The organism is Streptococcus sp. 27098_8_66 (assembly GCF_041431945.1).
GTDB lineage: Bacteria > Bacillota > Bacilli > Lactobacillales > Streptococcaceae > Streptococcus > Streptococcus dentalis.
Map to the genome: position 1 here is coordinate 71,206 of NZ_JAPVYS010000004.1, position 18,575 is coordinate 89,780.

The following is an 18,575-nucleotide window of genomic DNA, read 5'->3' on the forward strand; positions in this document are numbered from 1 at the left end:
TCTTTTTTTTGAAAAAGTGTTTCCCTCAAAAATTCTGATAGTTTACGAATCGTTTACGGTTACTGAAATCGCTTGCAAAATAGGCTTGTAAAAGAGTATACTAAATAAGGAAAAACATTTTTAAAAAGGAGTTTAGGATGAAGAAGCACTATTTTCGATCAGCTGTAGCAGCCTTGCTTCCGCTTTTGTTGATTGCTCAACCTGTTGAGGCTTGTACAGGGTTCATCATCGGGAAGAAACTGACTGCCGACGGTTCGACCTTGGTAGGGCGTACCGAAGATTTAGAACCCAACCATAATAAAAATTTTGTGGTCAGAGAGCGTGTCTACAATAAAAAAGGAGCCATCTTTGAAGATGCTGCCAACGGTTTTCAATATCCCTTGCCAGAGATTAGCTATAAGTATACAGCGGTCCCAGATGTCACCCCAGATCAAGGAATTTTTGACGAAGCAGGCTTCAATGAATATGGGGTTTCCATTTCTGCCACTGTATCTGCTTCAGCAAATGACAAGATCCAAAAGGTGGATCCCTATGTCAAGGATGGCCTCGCAGAATCGGGCTTGACCAGTATTGTTCTCCCAAGTGTGAAAACCGCAAGAGAAGGGGTTGAACTCATTGCTAAAATCGTCGAAGAAAAAGGCGCTGCAGAAGGAAATATCGTGACCATTGCCGATAAAGAAGGCGTCTGGTATATGGAAATCCTATCTGGTCACCAATATGCAGCGATTCTCTTCCCAGAGGATCGGTTTGCGGTCTTTCCAAATACTTTTTTCTTAGGACATGTCGATCTATCGGATACCGAACGCACGATCGCCTCAAAAGATCTTGAAAAAGTCGCCAAAGAAGCCAATAGCTATAAGGAAGTGGACGGAAAATTCCACGTTTCTCAATCCTATAATCCGCCTTTGCAAGAAGCAGATCGCTCTCGGGTTTGGTCGGGAATCAAATCGCTAGACCCAAGCTCTCCTGTTAAATATGACGATGCGTCTTTTGACCTTCTTCATACAACAGATCGGAAATTAACTCTCCGCGATGCCATGAATCTGCAACGCAATCGTTTGGAAGGAACCAAATATAAACCACAGGATCAAATGGAGCTGGATGGAAAAGGCATTCCGAAAAAAGGGGAGTTTGATGCGGTTTATAAATACCCTATTTCCAATCCAAATGTCATGGAGGCCCATATTTTCCAACTGAAAGACGATGTCCCAGCGAGTGCAGGTGGAGGCACCATGTGGCTGTCGATGGGTAGCCCACGAAATGCTCCATACCTACCCTACTATGGAAATATTCTCAACACCTATCAAGCCTACCAAGAATTAGGGGATCATTACAATGATCGCTCTTGGTATTGGACCATTTCAAGAATCAATGACCTTGTGGCCAAGTATCCAGATTTATTCGAAGATGGGGCGATTCGTACTGAAATGGAACGGTTGGAGTCTCAGTGGATGGTTGAACAAGATCTGAGTGATAAGGAACAAATCGCTCTTGCTTCTCAGCCTGAAGAAGCTAGTAAGAAGGCAACAGAGGAAAGCTTGGCAAGAGCTGAGAAAACCTTCGAACGCTTGCAAGAAATCAGAAAAGAAGCAGAACAAAAGGTAGCAGATGAACACGGAAAAAGTGCTCTGCAAGATCTAGATGACGAAGAAGATGCTGCTTATGAAGAAAAGATTGATCTCGTTGATTTTGACTATGATTACATTCTAGCAGCAAGCTTATTCGGGGCAACCCTTCTAGCGATTGTGATCTACTTGATTCGCTCAAAGAAACAAAAGGGAGGAAAACAAGATGACTAAAATTCAAAGAGCCTCTATCTATCTTTTTCTACTGTTTGCAGGAATTGGCTTGGAGTTTGAACTCGGTCATCTTTCTCAACAAGAATTTAGCCAGTCTGCAGGCAGAGACTTGGTCTTAAACTTGTCTGTCTTAGCTGCTATTATTATCCCGCTTTATCTCTTTTCAAAACGATTGGCCAAGCAGTTGTCTGTCCCAACTTATGTTTTATGGATTGCCATGTTTGGAGGAGCCTTCGTAGCAGGCTGGTTGAGCTTTTCAGGCAATAGCTTGATTGATATTATAAATAGCCATGTGATCAAGGATGCCACTGTCTTTAACAAGTGGACCGATGCCTTGACAGCTCCATTCTCAGAGGAATTCTTTAAGGCTCTGGTTGCCTTTTGGGTTGTCTTGATGGTTGGTAAGAAAGATCTAAAAGCGATTCTAATTGCCGGCTTGGGCTCTGGCTTTGGTTTTCAAATCATTGAGGATTTAGGGTACGTTGCCCGCCAAACAAAAACTAGCCAATTAGCCGCCGTTACTGAGGCCATTAACCGGATCTCTGGTGGATTAGCTTCACACGCCCTCTATACAGCTGTTGTATCCGTTGGTGTCTTCCTCTTGTTATCTCAAGTGACCCAGAAAAAGGAAAAACTCTTTGGACTCTGGTGTGTTGTCTCGACAGTAGCCAATCACTTCTTATGGAATTCTCCGTTTTATGAAACAGACCATCGAATTAATCTTCTCGTCGGACTGCTCTTTGCCGTCCAAGTAGGGACCTTTATCGAAGTGGTTCTCTATACCAAGAAACATCCCGATCTGCCATTTTTAAAACAATAAGAAAATCTTTTACAAACATAAAAGAACTAAGACGTCGGTCTTAGTTCTTTTATTTTCTCAGTTCTTGTAAGAGTGTTTGTGCCTTTTCTAAATTAAAGGGTTTGTTTTCAAGGAGTTGGCTGACCAATCGGGGAACTTCCTCTTCTTTAGCTCCTGCTAGAAGGGCTAGGGAGCGTGCTTGGAGTTTCATATGTCCTGCTTGAATTCCTGTGGTGACAAGGGCTTTGAGGGCCGCGAAATTCTGCGCCAAACCGAGCGAAGCAATGATACCTGCTAATTCAATAGCAGAAGGCTCTCCTAGCAAACGGTGGCTGACCTGAACCGTTGGGTTGAGGCCAATCGAGCCTCCTTTTGTCGCAACCGGCATTGGTAGGGTGATCTCTCCATAGAGTTTTTTCTCTTCCGGCTGACTTGTCCAGTGACTCAAACCTTTGTAAGAACCACTTTGTGCAGCATAGGCATGGGCTCCTGCTTCGATGGCCCGCCAGTCATTGCCTGTTGCAAGGACCAGGGCATCAATCCCATTAAAAATTCCCTTGTTATGAGTAGCCGCACGGTAAGGATCCACTTGAGCCAGTTGGCTAGCTAGCTCCATCCGGTGGGCAATCTCAATGGCTTCTTCAGGATTTCGACTCAGTGCTTTAAAATCGATCGCACACCGTGCACTCACCAAAGAGCGAGTGGCCAAGTTGGATAAAATTGCCATCAAGGCCTGACCACCAGAGAGTTCCTGGATACGATCGGTCAGAGCTTCTAACATGGTATTGAGCATATTGGCTCCCATGGCTTCTTTAGGATCGACAGCCAAGTAGACAATAAGAAAGTCTCCCTTGTTTTCGACCCAAAGATCTCTCGCTCCACCTCCACGCTTAACGATAGAAGGATAGGCTTCATTAGCCAGCTGAAGAAGGCTTTCCCTGTCATCTAGGATGCGTTTGCTCGCAATTTCCCAATCCTTAACATCCGTCAGAGCAATCTCACCGATCATTTGGCGCTGGTGCACCTGGGTGGTGAAACCGCCCGAACGTTGGATGAGCTTGGCTGCAAAGCTGGCAGCCGCGACCACGGATGGTTCTTCTGTGACCATGGGAAGGACATAGTCACGACCATTGATCAGGAAATAAGGAGCGAGGCTAAAAGGCAAGTCAAAAGTCGACAAGACATTTTCCGTCAGTTGATCTGCAATAGAAAGGGGGAGTCCCTTTTGTTCTTTTAAGATCTGTGCTTCATCCCAAGTTAAGAGGCCTTCCTTCAGTAAGGCCTCTATGCGTTCTGTGGGAGAAAGTTTTGCAAAACCTGGTAATCGTGCCATTATTTTTCTACTTTCTGGTAAGTGCGTTGGTGTTCCTTGATCTCTGTCAAAGCAAAAGTTTGATGAGTAGCAGGCTCAAACACTTGATTGCCACTAGGATCTAGATCTACTTCCTCATAAAAGAGTCGTTCGTAGTCAGCAACACTAAGAACCGTACGTTGGTCCAGTTTTTCCATGCGTTTGTGATCTAAGAGTTGCTCAAAACCAGGAACGAGATTGGCACTAAAGATCTCAGAAACCGCTCCACTTCCATAGCTAAAGAGGGCGATTCGGTCTCCAGCTTTGAGTTTGGGGTCATTTTCCAGTAGTGACAGCAAGCCTAGGAAAAGAGATCCAGTGTAGATATTTCCCACGCGTTGGCTGTATAGAATCGATTGATCAAAGTTGTATTGTAATTGATCTTTTTTCTCTTCTGACACTGACTTATCCAGGATTTTTTTCAAGCCCTTGAGAGCTAATTTCGGATAAGGCAAGTGGAAGCAGACGGCCGCAAAGTCTGTCAAGGTAAGGCCAGTCCGTTTCTGATATTCCGCCCAAGTTGTTTTCAGAGAATCTAGATATTGTTGCGTTGAATAAATCCCATTCACAAAGGGAGTTGTCGCATAATTTGGACGCCAAAAATCCATGACATCGCGTGTTTGGGCAACATTGTCATCGTTAAAAGATAGAATACGAGGATTGTGGCTGATCAGCATGGCAACCGCTCCAGCCCCCTGTGTTGGCTCTCCAGGAGTTCCAATTCCGTATTTAGCAATGTCACTGGCAATGACCAAAACCTTACTCTGAGGGAATTTTTCAACATGGAGTTTAGCATAATCCAAAGCAGCAGTCGCAGCATAGCAGGCTTCTTTCATCTCAAAAGAGCGGGCGAAAGGCTGGATATCTAGTAAGCCATGGACAAACACAGCAGCAGCCTTACTCTGGTCAATTCCAGATTCTGTCGCAAGAATTACCATGTCGATCGCTTCTTTATCTTCGTCTGTTAAAATATCATCTGCTGCAGTAGCAGCCAATGTGACGATGTCTTCTGTGATCGGTGCCACACTTTGTTCTTTTAAGAGAAGACCCTTGCTCAGTTTTTCGGGATCAGTATCACGAGCAGCAGCCAAATCTTCTAAACGCAAGACATAAGGGCTCGTCGCAAAACCAATCTTATCAATCCCAATTGTCATTCTTAACCTCTTTTTTATTTGATATCTACTAGTATATTTCGTTACTATTTTACCATATTTAAGGGTAAAACTCCCTTGAAAAAGCTAGATCAGCAAGGAAATCATTCTCGGGACCGATTTTGCAATGTTTCAAAGAAAAATAGAGAATCTATAAGAAAAAGCCATCCTCAGATGGCTTTTCAAATCTTATGTTTAGCTATCTTTTTTAGGGTTACTCATGACCCGTATGAAGAGTTCTTTGCATTTGTCTCTTAGAACTTTTTCGAAGAAGATGAGTATAGCGATGTTCACAATCATAAAGTTCAAGGTCAGATAGAACAAGTCAAATGAATTGCGGGCATAATCAGTCGCTAATAGATAGGAGGAGAGGGCTCCTAGAATCATATAAGGAAGATACTTGATATACTTGTTTATCATCATACAGCACCTCGCATCCTTTAAAGGATTTGTTATTTCACTATCATTGTACTACTTTTAAACAAAAATACAAGCGATTACATAGATAAGTTTTGAAAAACCAATGCTAGTTGGCATTGGTCGTTTTTCTTTTTTGATGACGTTGATAAGAATGGTAGAGTTTCAAGACGACAGAGCCACTAGCCATCCCGATGGAAATCACCAAGGCCAGAATAACCACCAGGGTCACGCTGGTTACTGCCTGGCGATATTGGCCACTGACAAAGAAGGAAGTGGTTCGATAGGAAATATATCCAGGAACCAAGGGCGCGAGAATGGACAACATAAAGACCACGACAGGCGTCTTGAGAATGATACTTAAAATCTGACTGATACAGGAGCCGACAATGGCTGCGATAAAGGTTGCAACGATGACATTGGTAGGCCCTTTTAGGATATAGTAAAGTAGCCAGATGCCCATACCTAGGATTCCTCCAGGAATCAACATGGAGCGCTGCACATTTAGGACAATTAAAAAGGTGATGATGGCAATCAAACTGGCCACCGCTTGGATTAAAAATTCAGTTAGGTTCATGATTTTATTTCATAAGGACGAGGGCAACGGTTGTACCGGCACCAAGTGCAAGAGTAATGAGGAGAGTCTCAAAGAGTTTGCTCATCCCAGAGTTGAGGTGGTAATTCATCAGATCTCGGACAGCATTGGTCATAGCGATTCCAGGAACGAAGGGCATGACACAGCCTGCGATAATGAGATCGGTATTGGAAGGAAAACCACTATAGCGCGTCCAGATATGGGCCAAAAAACCAAAGACAAAGGCTGCCGCAAAAGCAGTGACAAAAGGAATGCGAACGTATTTCTCAACGACAAGAGAAAAAGCAAAGGCAAAGACAGTCGCAACACCCGCTCCAATCGCATCATAGAAATTTCCTCCAAACATGATGGAGAAGAAAGGGGCACTGAGGGTTGCCGCAATGGTCAACTGGAGATTGGTATAAGGAACGCGCTTCATTTTCAACTCGCTCAGGGCCTGGTAGGCTTGCTCGAGATCGATCTCTCCAGAGACGAGTTGACGAGAGATCTGATTGACATCACAGACCTTTTCGATATTGTAATTAGTCCGCAAGATCCGTTTCATGCGCGTGACATTAGCATTCTCAATTGAAAAGAAAATAGCGACTGGCATCGCTAAAACATTGCAATCGACGATTCCCTGTGAATGGGCGATCCGGATCATGGTATCTTCGACCCGGTGAATCTCAGAACCGCTCTCGATCAGGAGGGTTCCAGCTAACATCAGGACGTCGATCACTTGGTTGATCTGTTTTGACTCTTCCATAATTTCCTTCTTACTAAATAATCTGTTTCTATTATAGCAAAAAAGGACGAGAGACAGAACTAAAATCTGACAATTCTAGTTTGTTTCTTATCCTTTCTGAATTCGTTTAGAATAGCTATTGTTTAGGCTTATCATTCGCTAACTCGGGTGGTGGTGCTGCACGGTGCTGTCCTGGACGAGAAGGGTTGCTAAAAAGATCAGTGCAATCAGGATAAAGAGCCAAATAATAGCGAAAATAAATGTTAAAAACATAGGATCACCCCTTCTATATTATTTACAGCTCTACTATAACACTTGGAGAAAGCGCTGTCAAACTCTATATAGTAGGCTCTTAAACTCTTTCAAAATTCAGAATACTCTTTCGATGGGGATGAAAAAACCAGCCGTTTCCGACTGGTTTTTAAGACCTATTTGAATCTTAGTTCAAGGCATCATCCATTGAAAGAACTTCGTGGAAGACACGTTGTGTCAATTCAGTTTTTTGTTCTGGAGTGAGGTATTTAGTGTTTACACAGTATCCAGAGATACGAACGATAACGTCTTCACCTGACATGATCTTTTCGTAAACATCGTTCAAGTCCATAACGTTCAAGTTACAGTGTTGTCCACCGTTTTCGAAGTATCCATCAAGGATAGTTACCAAGTTATCAACTTGTTCGTCACGAGTTTTACCAAGAGCACGTGGTGATACTTGAGTAGTGAGTGAGATACCATCAGCTGCGTAACCAAAGTCAAGGCTAGCAAGTGAGTTCAAGTTTTGCAACCATCCACCTTTAGCTTTGTTAGATGGGTTAGCACCTGGTGAGAAGAATTCCAATTTAGACAAGTTCACAGAACCATCTTCGTTGAGGTATACCCCTTTGTGGACTGGTGAGTTACCAGTTTGTTTAGAGTAAGCAACGTTAGAAGTGATGGTAAGAAGTGAAACAGTTGCTTCAGCGTTCTTGTAAAGTTTGTGGCTGCGAAGACGAGTAGTGTAAGCTTCGATCAACCATTCTGCCAATTCGTTAGAACGTGGGTCATCTTCACCCCAACGTGGGTATTCACCGATTGTTTCGTAATCGTAGATGTAGCCATCTTCGTCACGGATTGGTTTAACAGTAGCGTATTTGATTGCTGACAAAGTATCAACAGTGTTAGCGAATCCACAGATACCGAATCCCATGTTAGCGCGTTGGTGAGTTGGCAAGAAGGCCATTTGAACAGCTTCGTAGTTGTACTTATCAGTCATGTAGTGGATGATGTTCAAAGCATCTACGTAAGTGTCTGTCAACCAGTCAAGAGATTTTTCGAAGTTTGCTTTAACAGATTCGAATTCAAGAACTTCGTCACGGATTGGATCGATGTCAAATACTTTATAGTCTTTATGAACATCGTCGTAACCACCGTTCAAACCAGTAAGAAGAGCTTTAAGAACGTTAACACGAGCACCGAAGTATTGGATGTTGTGGCGTTGTTCTTCGTTTTCTGGGTCAAGTGGAGATACACAACATGAGATACAGCTCATTTCACCGTATCCGTCTTTCGCCATTGTTGTTACACCTTCGTATTGGATAGAAGAGTGTTTATGGCTCATGTGCATACAGTAGCGACGGAAGTTGTATGGCAATTTGTCAGTCCAAAGAACTGTCAAGTTTGGTTCTGGAGAGTTACCGATGTTGTCCAAAGTGTTCAAGAAACGGTAGTCCATCTTAGTAACACGGTGACGACCGTCGTTACCCATACCAGCCATTGATGTTGTGATGAAGGTTGGGTCACCTGAGTACAATTCGTCGTAAGCTTTTGTACGAGCAAATTTAACAGTACGCAATTTCATAACGAAATCGTCAACGAATTCTTGGATTTCTGATTCAGTAAATGTACCACGAGCCAAGTCACGTTCAGCGTAGATATCCAAAACGATTGGCACACGTCCAAGAGAAGTAGCAGCACCGTTGATCACACGGCAGACAGCCATGAAGGCGATGTTTGTCCATTGGATTGCTTCTTTTGTATTGAAGGCAGGACGACGTACGTCTACACCATAAAGGTCACCCAATTTAACAACTTCTTGAAGTGCTTGGTATTGAAGGTTTACTTCTTCACGAAGACGGATTGATTCTTCATCGATTTCAGTAATAGAGTTCCAGTCGTTTGCTTTTTCAGCCATCAAGTAGTCAGCACCGTAAAGAGCCAAACGTGCATAAACCCCGATGATACGTCCACGAGAGTATGCATCTGGAAGACCAGTTACAGTGTGAGCGTGACGTGCACGACGGATGTTTGTAGTATAAGCACGGAAGATACCATCGTTTACAGTTGTAACGTATTTTGTGAAGATTTCATGAACTGCTGGATCTGGTTCGTATCCATTTTCTTTCAAAGTAGTTTCCGCCATACGGATACCACCACGAGGCATGAAGTTCAATTTGAACAATTCATCATTTTGGATACCGAAGATCAATTCGTTTTCTTTGTCGATATATCCAGCTGCGATATCAGCGATAGATGTTGGACGGTTATCGTATGGGAAACGAGTTTCTTCGTAATGAGCTTTTGTTTCTTCAACAATCTTTTTGATGTGAAGAGAACGTTCAGTTGGACCAGCTAGGAAGCTTTCATCGCCATCATAAGGTGTGTAGTTAGCTTGAACGAAGCGAGAAACGCTTGCTTTTTCTTTCCAATCTTCACCTTTGAAGCCTTCCCAGGCTTTGTCAAAAATATCTTGTGCTTCAACGACTGTTTTAACAACCATTTTTATTTTCCTCTATTGTCTTTCTAGCAACTATATCTGTTGCACTTACAATAGTAGTATACCATACAGAAACCGGTTACACAAAGACAAATTGCGAAAAATAGCAGATTCTTTTATAATACAGTTTCAATTCTTCTGCGATACTGTACTACATTTTTGAAAACGAACATGAATTTCCATCAATTTTCATGTTTTTAGGAAGGGCCGATTTTTGCAATTCTAAAATTTTCTTCTTATAATAGAAAAAAGGAGGGTGAAAAATGCTGATATTTCCATTGGTGAATGATACGAGTCGCAAGATTATTCATATTGATATGGATGCATTTTTTGCTGCAGTCGAAGAAAGAGATAACCCTAGTTTAAAGGGGAAGCCTGTCGTAATTGGCCAGGACCCTCGTCAATCAGGAGGGAGAGGTGTGGTCTCGACCTGTAACTATGAAGCACGGAAATATGGGATTCATTCGGCCATGAGTTCCAAGGAAGCGCTGGACCTTTGTCCCCAAGCGATTTTTATCTCTGGAAATTATGAAAAATACCGAGAAGTGGGCGAGCAGGTTCGTGAGATTTTCAAGCGCTATACAGATCTGATCGAGCCTATGAGTATTGACGAAGCCTATCTAGATGTGACGGAAAATAAAATCCAGAGCAAATCAGCTGTCAAGATTGCCCGCTTGATTCAGCATGCGATCTGGGAAGAGCTGCATCTCACAGCTTCAGCAGGTGTCTCTTATAATAAGTTTTTGGCCAAGATGGCAAGTGACTACCAAAAGCCCCGTGGCCTAACGGTGGTCTTGCCGGAGGATGCCGAGGATTTCCTGAGCCAGATGGACATTGCCAAATTTCACGGGGTAGGAAAGAAGACAGTGGAGCGGCTGCATGAGATGGGGGTCTATACTGGCGCGGATCTTTTAGCCATCCCGGAGATGACTTTGATTGATCGATTTGGACGCTTTGGCTATGATCTCTTTCGTAAGGCGCGAGGCATTCACAATAGCCCTGTCAAGAACCATCGCATCCGCAAGTCGATCGGAAAAGAGCGGACCTACCGCAAGCTACTCTATGCTGAAGATGATATTTTAGAAGAAATTGCCAATCTGTCCAGTAAGGTGGCCCAATCGCTGGAAAAACACGGCAAGCAAGGAAAGACCTTGGTCTTAAAAGTGCGCTATGGAGACTTCACCACCCTGACCAAGCGGATGACATTGACGGAGCCAACACGAGAGGCTGAGTGGATCAATCGTTCCGCCCGACATATTTTTCAAGAAATCGAATCGATAAATACAGGAATCCGTCTCTTGGGTGTCACCATGACCAATTTCATCAATCATACTGAGCTGCCTTTGGTGGAAGAAAAAGAAAACGACTAGTTTGTTCACTAGTCGTATTTTTTGATGTCAAAAAAGGCTGCAATCTCTTCTTCAGTCAGTCCGATCATAGGAGAAATGGTGTGGAGATTGTCTTCTGTCAGTCGATAGACAGTCGGTTCATCAGGCTCAGCCTTCCTTTCAACAGTCCCTTCCTTGCTTCGTGCGGATTCTACTGTAGCAGAAGCGGTGGCAACGGATGAAGAAGAGTCTTTGGTTGCCTCGCCTCCGTCCAGGTCCTTGAAGCGCTCCACCAAGTAGGTCTTGCGCGCAGTACCGGTATTTTTAGTGGCGTAATCAAAGGCGCTGTATTCTCCTAAGAGAATCAGCTTGCTCTTAGAGCGCGTGATGGCAGTATAGATCAAATTACGCTGCAACATCCGGTGGCTTTGATTGGTAATGGGTAAAATCACTACCGGGAACTCACTTCCTTGCGATTTGTGAATACTCATGGCATAGGCTAAGCGAATCTTGTACCATTCATCGCGCGGATAGACGATTTCATTGCCATCAAATTGGATGGTCAATTCATCTTGCTTGGATTCTGTATATTTTCCTGGGAGAAGATCGGTGATGTAGCCGATATCTCCGTTAAAGACATTGCTTTCTGCATCATTGACCAGATGGATGACCTTGTCTCCATCGCGGTATTGGCAGTCTGGCGTGTCAAAAACCACCTGATCTTTGACAGCTGGATTGAGAAGGTCTTGCATGAGCGTATTGATATTGTCAATGCCGGCCTGGCCCTTGTACATGGGTGCCAAGACCTGGATATCTCGAGCAGGGATTTGACTGCGAAGGGCAGCAGAAGTGATTTGTTCGATCATCTTAGGGATGTGTTCGCTTCCGGCTTCGAAATAAGAGCGGTCAGCTTTTCGTTCTGTGAAATCTTGAGGAAGCTTGCCTTGGCGAATGTCTCCTGCCAGTGAGACAATGGTCGAGTCCTCACTCTGACGGAAAATATGCTCCAGTTTGGTCTGAGGGATGCTTGGGATCTGCAAGAGATCAGCCAAGACCTGACCAGGGCTGACGGAAGGTAATTGGTCGGCATCTCCCACAATCAAGAGTTTCGTATCTGTTGCAATATTGCTAAGTAATTGATTAGCTAGCCAGGTATCAACCATGGAAAATTCATCCACAATGATAAAGTCTGCATCTAGGTAGTCCTCTAAGTGGCTGGTGTCATCATCCCCAGTCATCCCCAAATGGCGGTGGATGGTGGCGCTCGGAAGTCCTGTCAGCTCATTCATGCGCCTAGCTGCCCGTCCCGTTGGGGCAGCCAAGAGGATCGGCAGGTCTTGTTTCTTCCGAAGGTCCAGCTGGTGGAGTTGGGCATAGACACTGATCATCCCATTGATAACGGTAGTCTTTCCTGTCCCAGGACCCCCGGTGAGGATAAAGACCTTGTTTTGGATAGCTTGGTGAATCGCCTCTTTTTGAATCGCATCGTAGCGAATCCCCAAATCTTTTTCAACCGCCTCAATCTCCTGGTTGATTTTCTCAGGGTCAAATGAAGCTTGCTTTCCTTTTTCTAGGAGGCGACCGATATGACTGCGAATCCCTTCCTCCGCAAAGAAGAGGCTATTGTCAAAGATCTTGGTGTCCACGTTTTGGACCTTGTCTTCCTCGATGAGGCGTCCTAATTCTTGGGCGACAGTGGAAGGGTCCAATTCTACTGGCCGAGCGGATTCTAAAAGGTCAATGGTATAGCGCAGGAGGTCTTTGGCTTCGATGTAGGTATTTCCAGTCTCGATAGAGTAGCTAAAAAGGCTGTGGATCAGACCCGCGCGGAAACGCTCAGGGGCGTCACTTGCAATCCCCAATTCTTCGGCTAGTTGGTCCGCGATTTTAAAGCCCATGCCTTGGATATCTTCCACCAATCGGTAGGGCTGTTGCTCCACGATCTGGAGGGTTTCTTCTTTATAAAAATCTTGGATCTGAAAGGCCAATTTATTGGGAATGCCATAGTTGGCTAGTTGGGCGAGAATGCGCTCTGCTCCGTAATTCTGACGGAGTTTTTCTACAAAAGCCAGGCGGTTTTTCTTGGAGAGACCAGTGATATCTTCTAATTTTTCAGGGGCCTCCAGAATTTTGTTAATGGTATTGTCTCCATAGAGGTCCACGATTTTTTGAGCCGTTTTGAGCCCAATTCCTTTGAAGTGATCGCTGGAAAAATATTTCACCAAGCCCTTGCTAGAGGGTTTAGCACGTTCATAGCGATTGATTTTGAGCTGTTCTCCGTATTTAGGATGATGGACCAGCTCCCCCCAGAAAGTATAGTCTTCGCCTTCCATAATATCTGCCATAGTGCCCGTTACAATGATCTCAAAATCATCAAAGTCTTCGGCATCTGTATCGCTGATGTCGAGTAAGAGGATTCGAAAAAAACTGCTAGGATTTTCAAAAATAATACGCTCAATAGTACCAGAAAAATAATATTCCATCATTTCTTTCCTTTTTATAAAGCAAGGCTGGGACATACTTGTCTCAGCCTCAGTCTGTTGATCTATACTAATAAGTTTTGAAAGGGTAGATAGGCCATAGTCTAAAGACAGTTTGTCCTTTGATTTGTTCTTTCTTGAAAGCTCCGACCTGACGGCTATCTTTTGAAACGATCCGGTCATCTCCAAGTAAGAGGTATTCATCGTCGAGCAACTTCAAGGTAAATTTAGGATTGCCATCCTTGTCTACTGTAAAGGCTTGGGCTGTATTGGCCAATTGGCGGAAGAGTTCTCCGTTTTCTTCGAACCCTTTTCCAGTGTAGGTTGATTGCAATTTATCTTTTTTGAAACGAGCGATGTAGTCTTTCAAATAGGGCTCATTGGTCTTTTTCCCATTGATGTAGAGAGTATCGTTGTCATACTGGATAGTATCTCCAGGAAGACCGATGACCCGCTTGACGATGTCCTTGGTTTTGCCGTCGTCGTCTTTTTCACTGGCAACGACAATGTCGAAACGATCAATCGAAAGGTGGTTGATCACAAGGAGGTACTCGCTATCAGCCAAGGTCGGATCCATCGAATGACCATCCACCTTGACCGGAGCCCAAAGGAAGACGCGAGAGGCGATGATGAGACCAACGATGATGCTGAAGAGGCCCCATTCTTTAAGGAATCTCACCACTGGTGAGCTAGATGTATGTTTTGAACTTCTTTTTGACATAACTTATCTTTCTAGTAATTTCTTTGCTTTTTCTGTGTTTTTAAAATGGAGTTTGGCACAATAATCCAGAGCTTTCATCCCGTAGGTCTGGAGCAATTTAGCAGCGACTTGGTCAGACTTCGTCCCTGCTCCACTAGGGAGATTAAAGCCCAGTTCCTTGCCCAGATCTTCCAGATTTTGAAGGAAGAGATTGCGGGCGATGATGGAACTAACTGCAACAGCTAAATACTTACCTTCTGCTTTTTCTTCCAAATCAATGGCTTGGGTGACCTGATTTTTTTCGGCTTTCACGTATTTTTGGTAGTTTTTAGCCGTCGTAAAGGCATCGATCACAATTCGCTCTGCTTGGACTCCTTTATTTAATAGAAGATAGATAGCCTGATTGTGCAGGGCCACTTTGACTGAAACAGCATTGTAGCCAGAAGCAATGACTTCATTGTACTTCTTTGGAGACAATAAGAGTGCTTGGTGCTGGATGTTTTCCTCAAGGAGAGGAGCCAATTGCTGAATTTTTCGATCATCCAAGGTCTTTGAATCCCCCACACCGAGCTTTTTGAGCCAGTCGTGCTGGTCAGGTGTGACAAAGGATGCAACGACGGTGAGTCCACCAAAATAAGAGCCGTTTCCGACCTCGTCGGTTCCGATCATGGCTAGATCTGGTCCTGCAGATGAAGTAGTAGAACCTTTAGGGTTCCCAGCATCTTGCCCGAAAAAGGCCAGGTAAGGAGTAAGGTCATTGCCCTGGAGCAAGACTTTTCCAGACTTGTAGATTGAAACGGTCGCTCCCTCTAGTCGAAAGAAATAATCCATATGAGGATTCTTGCTTTGAGTGAGAGAACTGCGATAGGTATGGACAAAATCAAGGATTTGCTCCTGTGTTGGAGTGAGTGTCATACTTTCCATAACCACTATTGTACCACAAATTCAGGGAGAGAGGGAGCAAAAAGAAAGAAAGAATCCACTGGAAAATCCCTGTGAAGAGGGGTTTTGCTACTGACAAAGCTAGCCTTTTTTGGTATAATACCGTGAGGTGATTTTTATGGCGAGCTTAAATAGATATAAATTTACATTTGGAAACAAAGCGCTCACTTTAACAACCAACCATGATAATCTGTTTATGGAAGAAGTCGAACGTGTTGCGAAAGAAAAATACCAAGCAATTAAGGAACAAATGCCAGAGGCAGATGACGAAACCATCGCGATCTTATTGGCAGTAAATAGTTTGTCCATGCAGCTGAATCGCGAGATTGAGTTTGACGACAAAGAAAAAGAATTAGATGATTTTCGTCGCAAAGCTTTAGACGACTTAAAGGATAAATCATCTAAATAAGAGGAGATACATGTTAACTTTCTTAATCTTATTGATTTTGGCATGGAGTTTTTATATTGGTTATGCAAGAGGGATTATCCTCCAGTCCTATTACTTTCTAGTGACCTTAGTGGCCCTCTTGATTGCAGGCGGCAGCTACAAGGGGCTGGCCAAGGTGTTGTCTTTATGGGTTCCTTTTTCGAGTCCCACCCAGCAATCGGTGAATTATTTTTATGCCAACCGCTACCTATTTCAATTAGATGACATCTTTTATGCAGGTTTAGCTTATGTATTGATTTTTGCGATGATCTACCTGATTGGTCGTGTGATTGGGATCTTTATGCACTTGGTACCCCAGCCAGAAAAACTGGAGGATCGCAAGTATCAAATTGGAGCGGGTGTGATCGCCGTCGTGATTACTCTCTTGGTCATCCAAATGGGCTTGACTGTCCTCTCAACGGTTCCCATGGCTTCCATCCAAAATAGACTAAATGCAAGTGGATTGATCCGCTTTATCATCCTTCATACCCCGATCAGTTCCAGTCTGTTCCACAACTTGTGGGTGACTGCGATTATCGGAGCTTAAGGAGCAAAAATGAAGAAAGGAGTGAGACAAGTCCGATTCAAGGAAGGACGCTCACTTTTTTTGTAGGAGAAACATGAATAAAAAAATCTTAGATATTCTGGAGTTTGACAAGGTCAAGCAACTCTTTGAACCCTATCTACAGACAGAACAAGGGGAGATGGAGCTAGCAGCCCTTACTCCAACTGATAAAAAAGAAAGCATCGAAACGGCCTTTACGGAGCTAGAAGATATGGAGCAGATCCTCTTGGAAGAGCCTCGCTTTGCCGTATCGACCATTCAAGATGTCCGTCCAGTGGCCAAGCGTTTGGAGATGGAGGCATCCCTCAATATCGATGAATTACTAGCGCTAAAAGCTGTCCTTCGGGTGACACATGAGCTCACGGATTTCTACGACAACTTGGAAAATGTCCGTCTGGAAAGGCTCAATCGCCTCTTTGACAACTTGGTGGATTTACCACGCCTACAAGGTGGACTTCAAGCTATCAACGAAGGAGGCTTTGTCGAGTCTTTTGCCAGTGAAAAATTGGCCAAAATCCGTCGCCGAATCCAGGAAAATGAACACCAGGTCAGAGAGATTCTACAAGATCTGCTGAAAAGCAAGGTCGATATGTTAGCGGATGTTGTGATTGCTAGTCGGAATGGCCGCAATGTTCTACCAGTAAAAAACACCTATCGCAACCGGATTGCAGGGGTGGTCCACGATATCTCAGCCAGCGGGAATACCGTTTATATCGAGCCTCGGGCAGTCGTCAATCTTAATGAAGAAATTGCCAACCATCGAGCCGATGAACGGTATGAAATCATTCAGATTCTGGAGGAATTATCTGACACCCTGCGCCCTCATGCAGCAGAAATTGCAAATAATGCTTGGATTATCGGTCACTTAGACTTGATCAAGGCCAAGTATCGGTTTATGCGCGATTATAAGGCAGTGGTACCAGAGGTTAGTAGCAATCGCTCTATTCAGCTCTTGCAATTACGTCATCCCTTGATTGAAAATGCTGTCGCGAATGACCTGCATTTTACCGAGGACTTGACAGAAATCGTGATTACCGGTCCCAATACAGGGGGGAAAACCATCATGCTAAAAACGCTGGGACTAGCGCAAATTATGGCCCAGTCTGGTCTTCCCATCCTAGCAGATCCAGGTAGTCGTGTGGGCATCTTCTCACAGGTCTTTGCAGATATTGGAGATGAACAATCGATCGAGCAGAGCTTGTCGACCTTCTCCAGTCATATGACCAATATCGTATCTATCTTAAATCAAGTGGATACCGCCTCCTTGATCCTTCTGGATGAGTTGGGGGCTGGAACCGATCCTCAAGAGGGGGCTGGCCTTGCTATTGCTATCCTAGAAGACCTGCGTTTACGCGGGATTAAGACCATGGCGACAACCCACTATCCAGAGCTCAAGGCTTATGGAATTGAGACTGCAGGGGTGCAAAATGCCAGCATGGAGTTTGACACAGCAAGTCTGCGTCCTACCTATCGCTTCATGCAAGGAGTTCCTGGTCGCTCCAATGCCTTTGAGATCGCCCGCCGTTTGGGCTTGTCTGAGACCATTATCCAGGATGCCATGAAGATGACCAATACGGATAATGATGTCAATCAAATTATTGAAAAATTGGAGGCGCAGACCTTAGAAAGTCGCAAGCGCTTGGATACCATTCAAGAGGTCGAGCAAGAAAATCTTAAATTCAATCGTGCTCTTCGAAAACTCTATAACGAACTGACCAGAGAGAGAGAAACAGAGCTCAATAAGGCGAGAGAAGAGGCCAAGGAAATTGTGGACATGGCCCTCTCAGAGAGTGACCGTATCCTTCAAGGACTTCACGCAAAATCCCAGTTGAAACCACATGAGATCATTGAAGCCAAGTCTCAGTTGAAAAAACTCGCTCCTGAGACCGTTGACCTTTCTAAAAACAAGGTCTTGAAAAAAGCCAAAAAAGCGCGTGCTCCTAAGGTAGGTGATGAAATCTTGGTTATCAGCTATGGCCAACGTGGAACCCTGGTCAAGCAACTCAAAGATGGCCGCTGGGAGGCGCAAGTCGGCTTGATCAAGATGACCTTGGAAGAAAAAGAATTCAACCTTATCAAGGCTGAAAAAGAAGCAACTCAACCTAAGAAACGCCAGGTGAATGTCGTCAAACGTTCGAACACGAGTGGGCCGAGAGCGCGTCTGGACCTCCGTGGGAAACGCTATGAAGAGGCCATGCAAGAGCTAGATGGCTTTATCGATCAAGCGCTGCTCAACAACATGGCACAAGTCGATATCATCCACGGGATTGGGACGGGTGTCATCCGTGAAGGGGTGACCAAATACCTCCGCCGCAACAAACACGTCAAAAGTTTTGAATATGCCCCACAAAATGCAGGTGGTAGCGGCGCGACTATTGTTACGTTTAAAGGATAAGTCAAGCCCTAGCTTTTCATTAGCTAGATTCAGATTGAAGAAAAAGTTATCTTAGAAACTTTCCTTAGGTGAGTACGGACGTCAGCCAACTTCGAAGAAGTTCCATGACTTAGTTTTGAGCCTAAGGTCTCAAAACTCCCGAGTGACTGA

Annotated in this window: 15 protein-coding genes; 6 read left to right on the forward strand and 9 right to left on the reverse strand. The window is 44.3% G+C overall.

Annotated elements, in window-relative coordinates; all coding sequences use genetic code 11:
* Positions 1 to 137: 137 nt before the first annotated feature.
* Positions 138 to 1,799 carry a C69 family dipeptidase gene (locus tag O3642_RS04645; protein WP_371605504.1) on the forward strand — a complete coding sequence of 554 codons (1,662 nt, stop codon included), beginning with the start codon at positions 138 to 140 and terminating at the stop codon, positions 1,797 to 1,799.
* On the forward strand, positions 1,792 to 2,619 hold the full coding sequence (locus tag O3642_RS04650) for a PrsW family glutamic-type intramembrane protease (protein WP_371605505.1): 828 nt from the start codon (positions 1,792 to 1,794) through the stop codon (positions 2,617 to 2,619). The genes O3642_RS04645 and O3642_RS04650 overlap by 8 nt, the downstream gene beginning before the upstream one ends.
* 49 nt (positions 2,620 to 2,668) lie before the next feature.
* On the opposite strand, the gene O3642_RS04655 is transcribed toward O3642_RS04650, so the two are convergent.
* From O3642_RS04655 to pflB, 6 genes are all read right to left on the reverse strand, one after another.
* Positions 2,669 to 3,931, reverse strand: a complete 1,263-nt coding sequence (locus O3642_RS04655) for a hydroxymethylglutaryl-CoA reductase, degradative (protein WP_371605506.1) — start codon at positions 3,929 to 3,931, stop codon at positions 2,669 to 2,671.
* Positions 3,931 to 5,103, reverse strand: coding sequence for a hydroxymethylglutaryl-CoA synthase (locus tag O3642_RS04660; RefSeq protein ID WP_371605507.1), 1,173 nt, complete (start codon positions 5,101 to 5,103; stop codon positions 3,931 to 3,933). Before O3642_RS04660 ends, O3642_RS04655 begins: the two co-directional genes overlap by 1 nt.
* A gap of 192 nt (positions 5,104 to 5,295) precedes the next feature.
* Positions 5,296 to 5,520, reverse strand: coding sequence for a hypothetical protein (locus O3642_RS04665; RefSeq protein ID WP_269795816.1), 225 nt, complete (start codon positions 5,518 to 5,520; stop codon positions 5,296 to 5,298).
* A gap of 106 nt (positions 5,521 to 5,626) precedes the next feature.
* Positions 5,627 to 6,094 (reverse strand): threonine/serine exporter family protein, encoded by a 468-nt coding sequence (locus O3642_RS04670; RefSeq protein ID WP_003008808.1) that lies wholly within the window; start codon positions 6,092 to 6,094, stop codon positions 5,627 to 5,629.
* Positions 6,095 to 6,098: 4 nt separating this feature from the next.
* A complete protein-coding gene (locus tag O3642_RS04675; RefSeq protein ID WP_371605508.1) occupies positions 6,099 to 6,857 on the reverse strand; it encodes a threonine/serine exporter family protein in 759 nt (252 codons plus the stop codon).
* A 418-nt stretch (positions 6,858 to 7,275) separates the two neighbouring features.
* Positions 7,276 to 9,591, reverse strand: coding sequence for a formate C-acetyltransferase (gene pflB / locus O3642_RS04680; protein WP_155128162.1), 2,316 nt, complete (start codon positions 9,589 to 9,591; stop codon positions 7,276 to 7,278).
* A gap of 260 nt (positions 9,592 to 9,851) precedes the next feature.
* Between pflB and dinB the strand changes: the two genes are divergently transcribed.
* Complete coding sequence (gene dinB / locus O3642_RS04685) at positions 9,852 to 10,958, forward strand: DNA polymerase IV (RefSeq protein WP_155128159.1); 1,107 nt, start codon at positions 9,852 to 9,854, stop codon at positions 10,956 to 10,958.
* Between the two features lie 8 nt (positions 10,959 to 10,966).
* Here the strand turns inward: dinB and O3642_RS04690 are convergent, their stop codons facing one another.
* From O3642_RS04690 to rnhC, 3 genes are all read right to left on the reverse strand, one after another.
* On the reverse strand, positions 10,967 to 13,399 hold the full coding sequence (locus O3642_RS04690; RefSeq protein ID WP_371605509.1) for an ATP-dependent RecD-like DNA helicase: 2,433 nt from the start codon (positions 13,397 to 13,399) through the stop codon (positions 10,967 to 10,969).
* Between the two features lie 67 nt (positions 13,400 to 13,466).
* A complete protein-coding gene (lepB, locus tag O3642_RS04695; RefSeq protein WP_369087861.1) occupies positions 13,467 to 14,117 on the reverse strand; it encodes a signal peptidase I in 651 nt (216 codons plus the stop codon).
* A gap of 3 nt (positions 14,118 to 14,120) precedes the next feature.
* A complete protein-coding gene (gene rnhC, locus O3642_RS04700) occupies positions 14,121 to 15,020 on the reverse strand; it encodes a ribonuclease HIII (protein ID WP_369087860.1) in 900 nt (299 codons plus the stop codon).
* Positions 15,021 to 15,156: 136 nt separating this feature from the next.
* On the opposite strand from rnhC, the gene O3642_RS04705 reads away from it, so the two are divergent.
* From O3642_RS04705 to O3642_RS04715, 3 genes are all read left to right on the forward strand, one after another.
* Positions 15,157 to 15,447 (forward strand): hypothetical protein, encoded by a 291-nt coding sequence (locus O3642_RS04705; protein ID WP_003005477.1) that lies wholly within the window; start codon positions 15,157 to 15,159, stop codon positions 15,445 to 15,447.
* A 10-nt stretch (positions 15,448 to 15,457) separates the two neighbouring features.
* Positions 15,458 to 16,012, forward strand: a complete 555-nt coding sequence (locus O3642_RS04710; RefSeq protein WP_021153876.1) for a CvpA family protein — start codon at positions 15,458 to 15,460, stop codon at positions 16,010 to 16,012.
* A 73-nt stretch (positions 16,013 to 16,085) separates the two neighbouring features.
* Positions 16,086 to 18,425, forward strand: a complete 2,340-nt coding sequence (locus O3642_RS04715; RefSeq protein ID WP_371605510.1) for an endonuclease MutS2 — start codon at positions 16,086 to 16,088, stop codon at positions 18,423 to 18,425.
* Positions 18,426 to 18,575 lie beyond the last annotated feature (150 nt).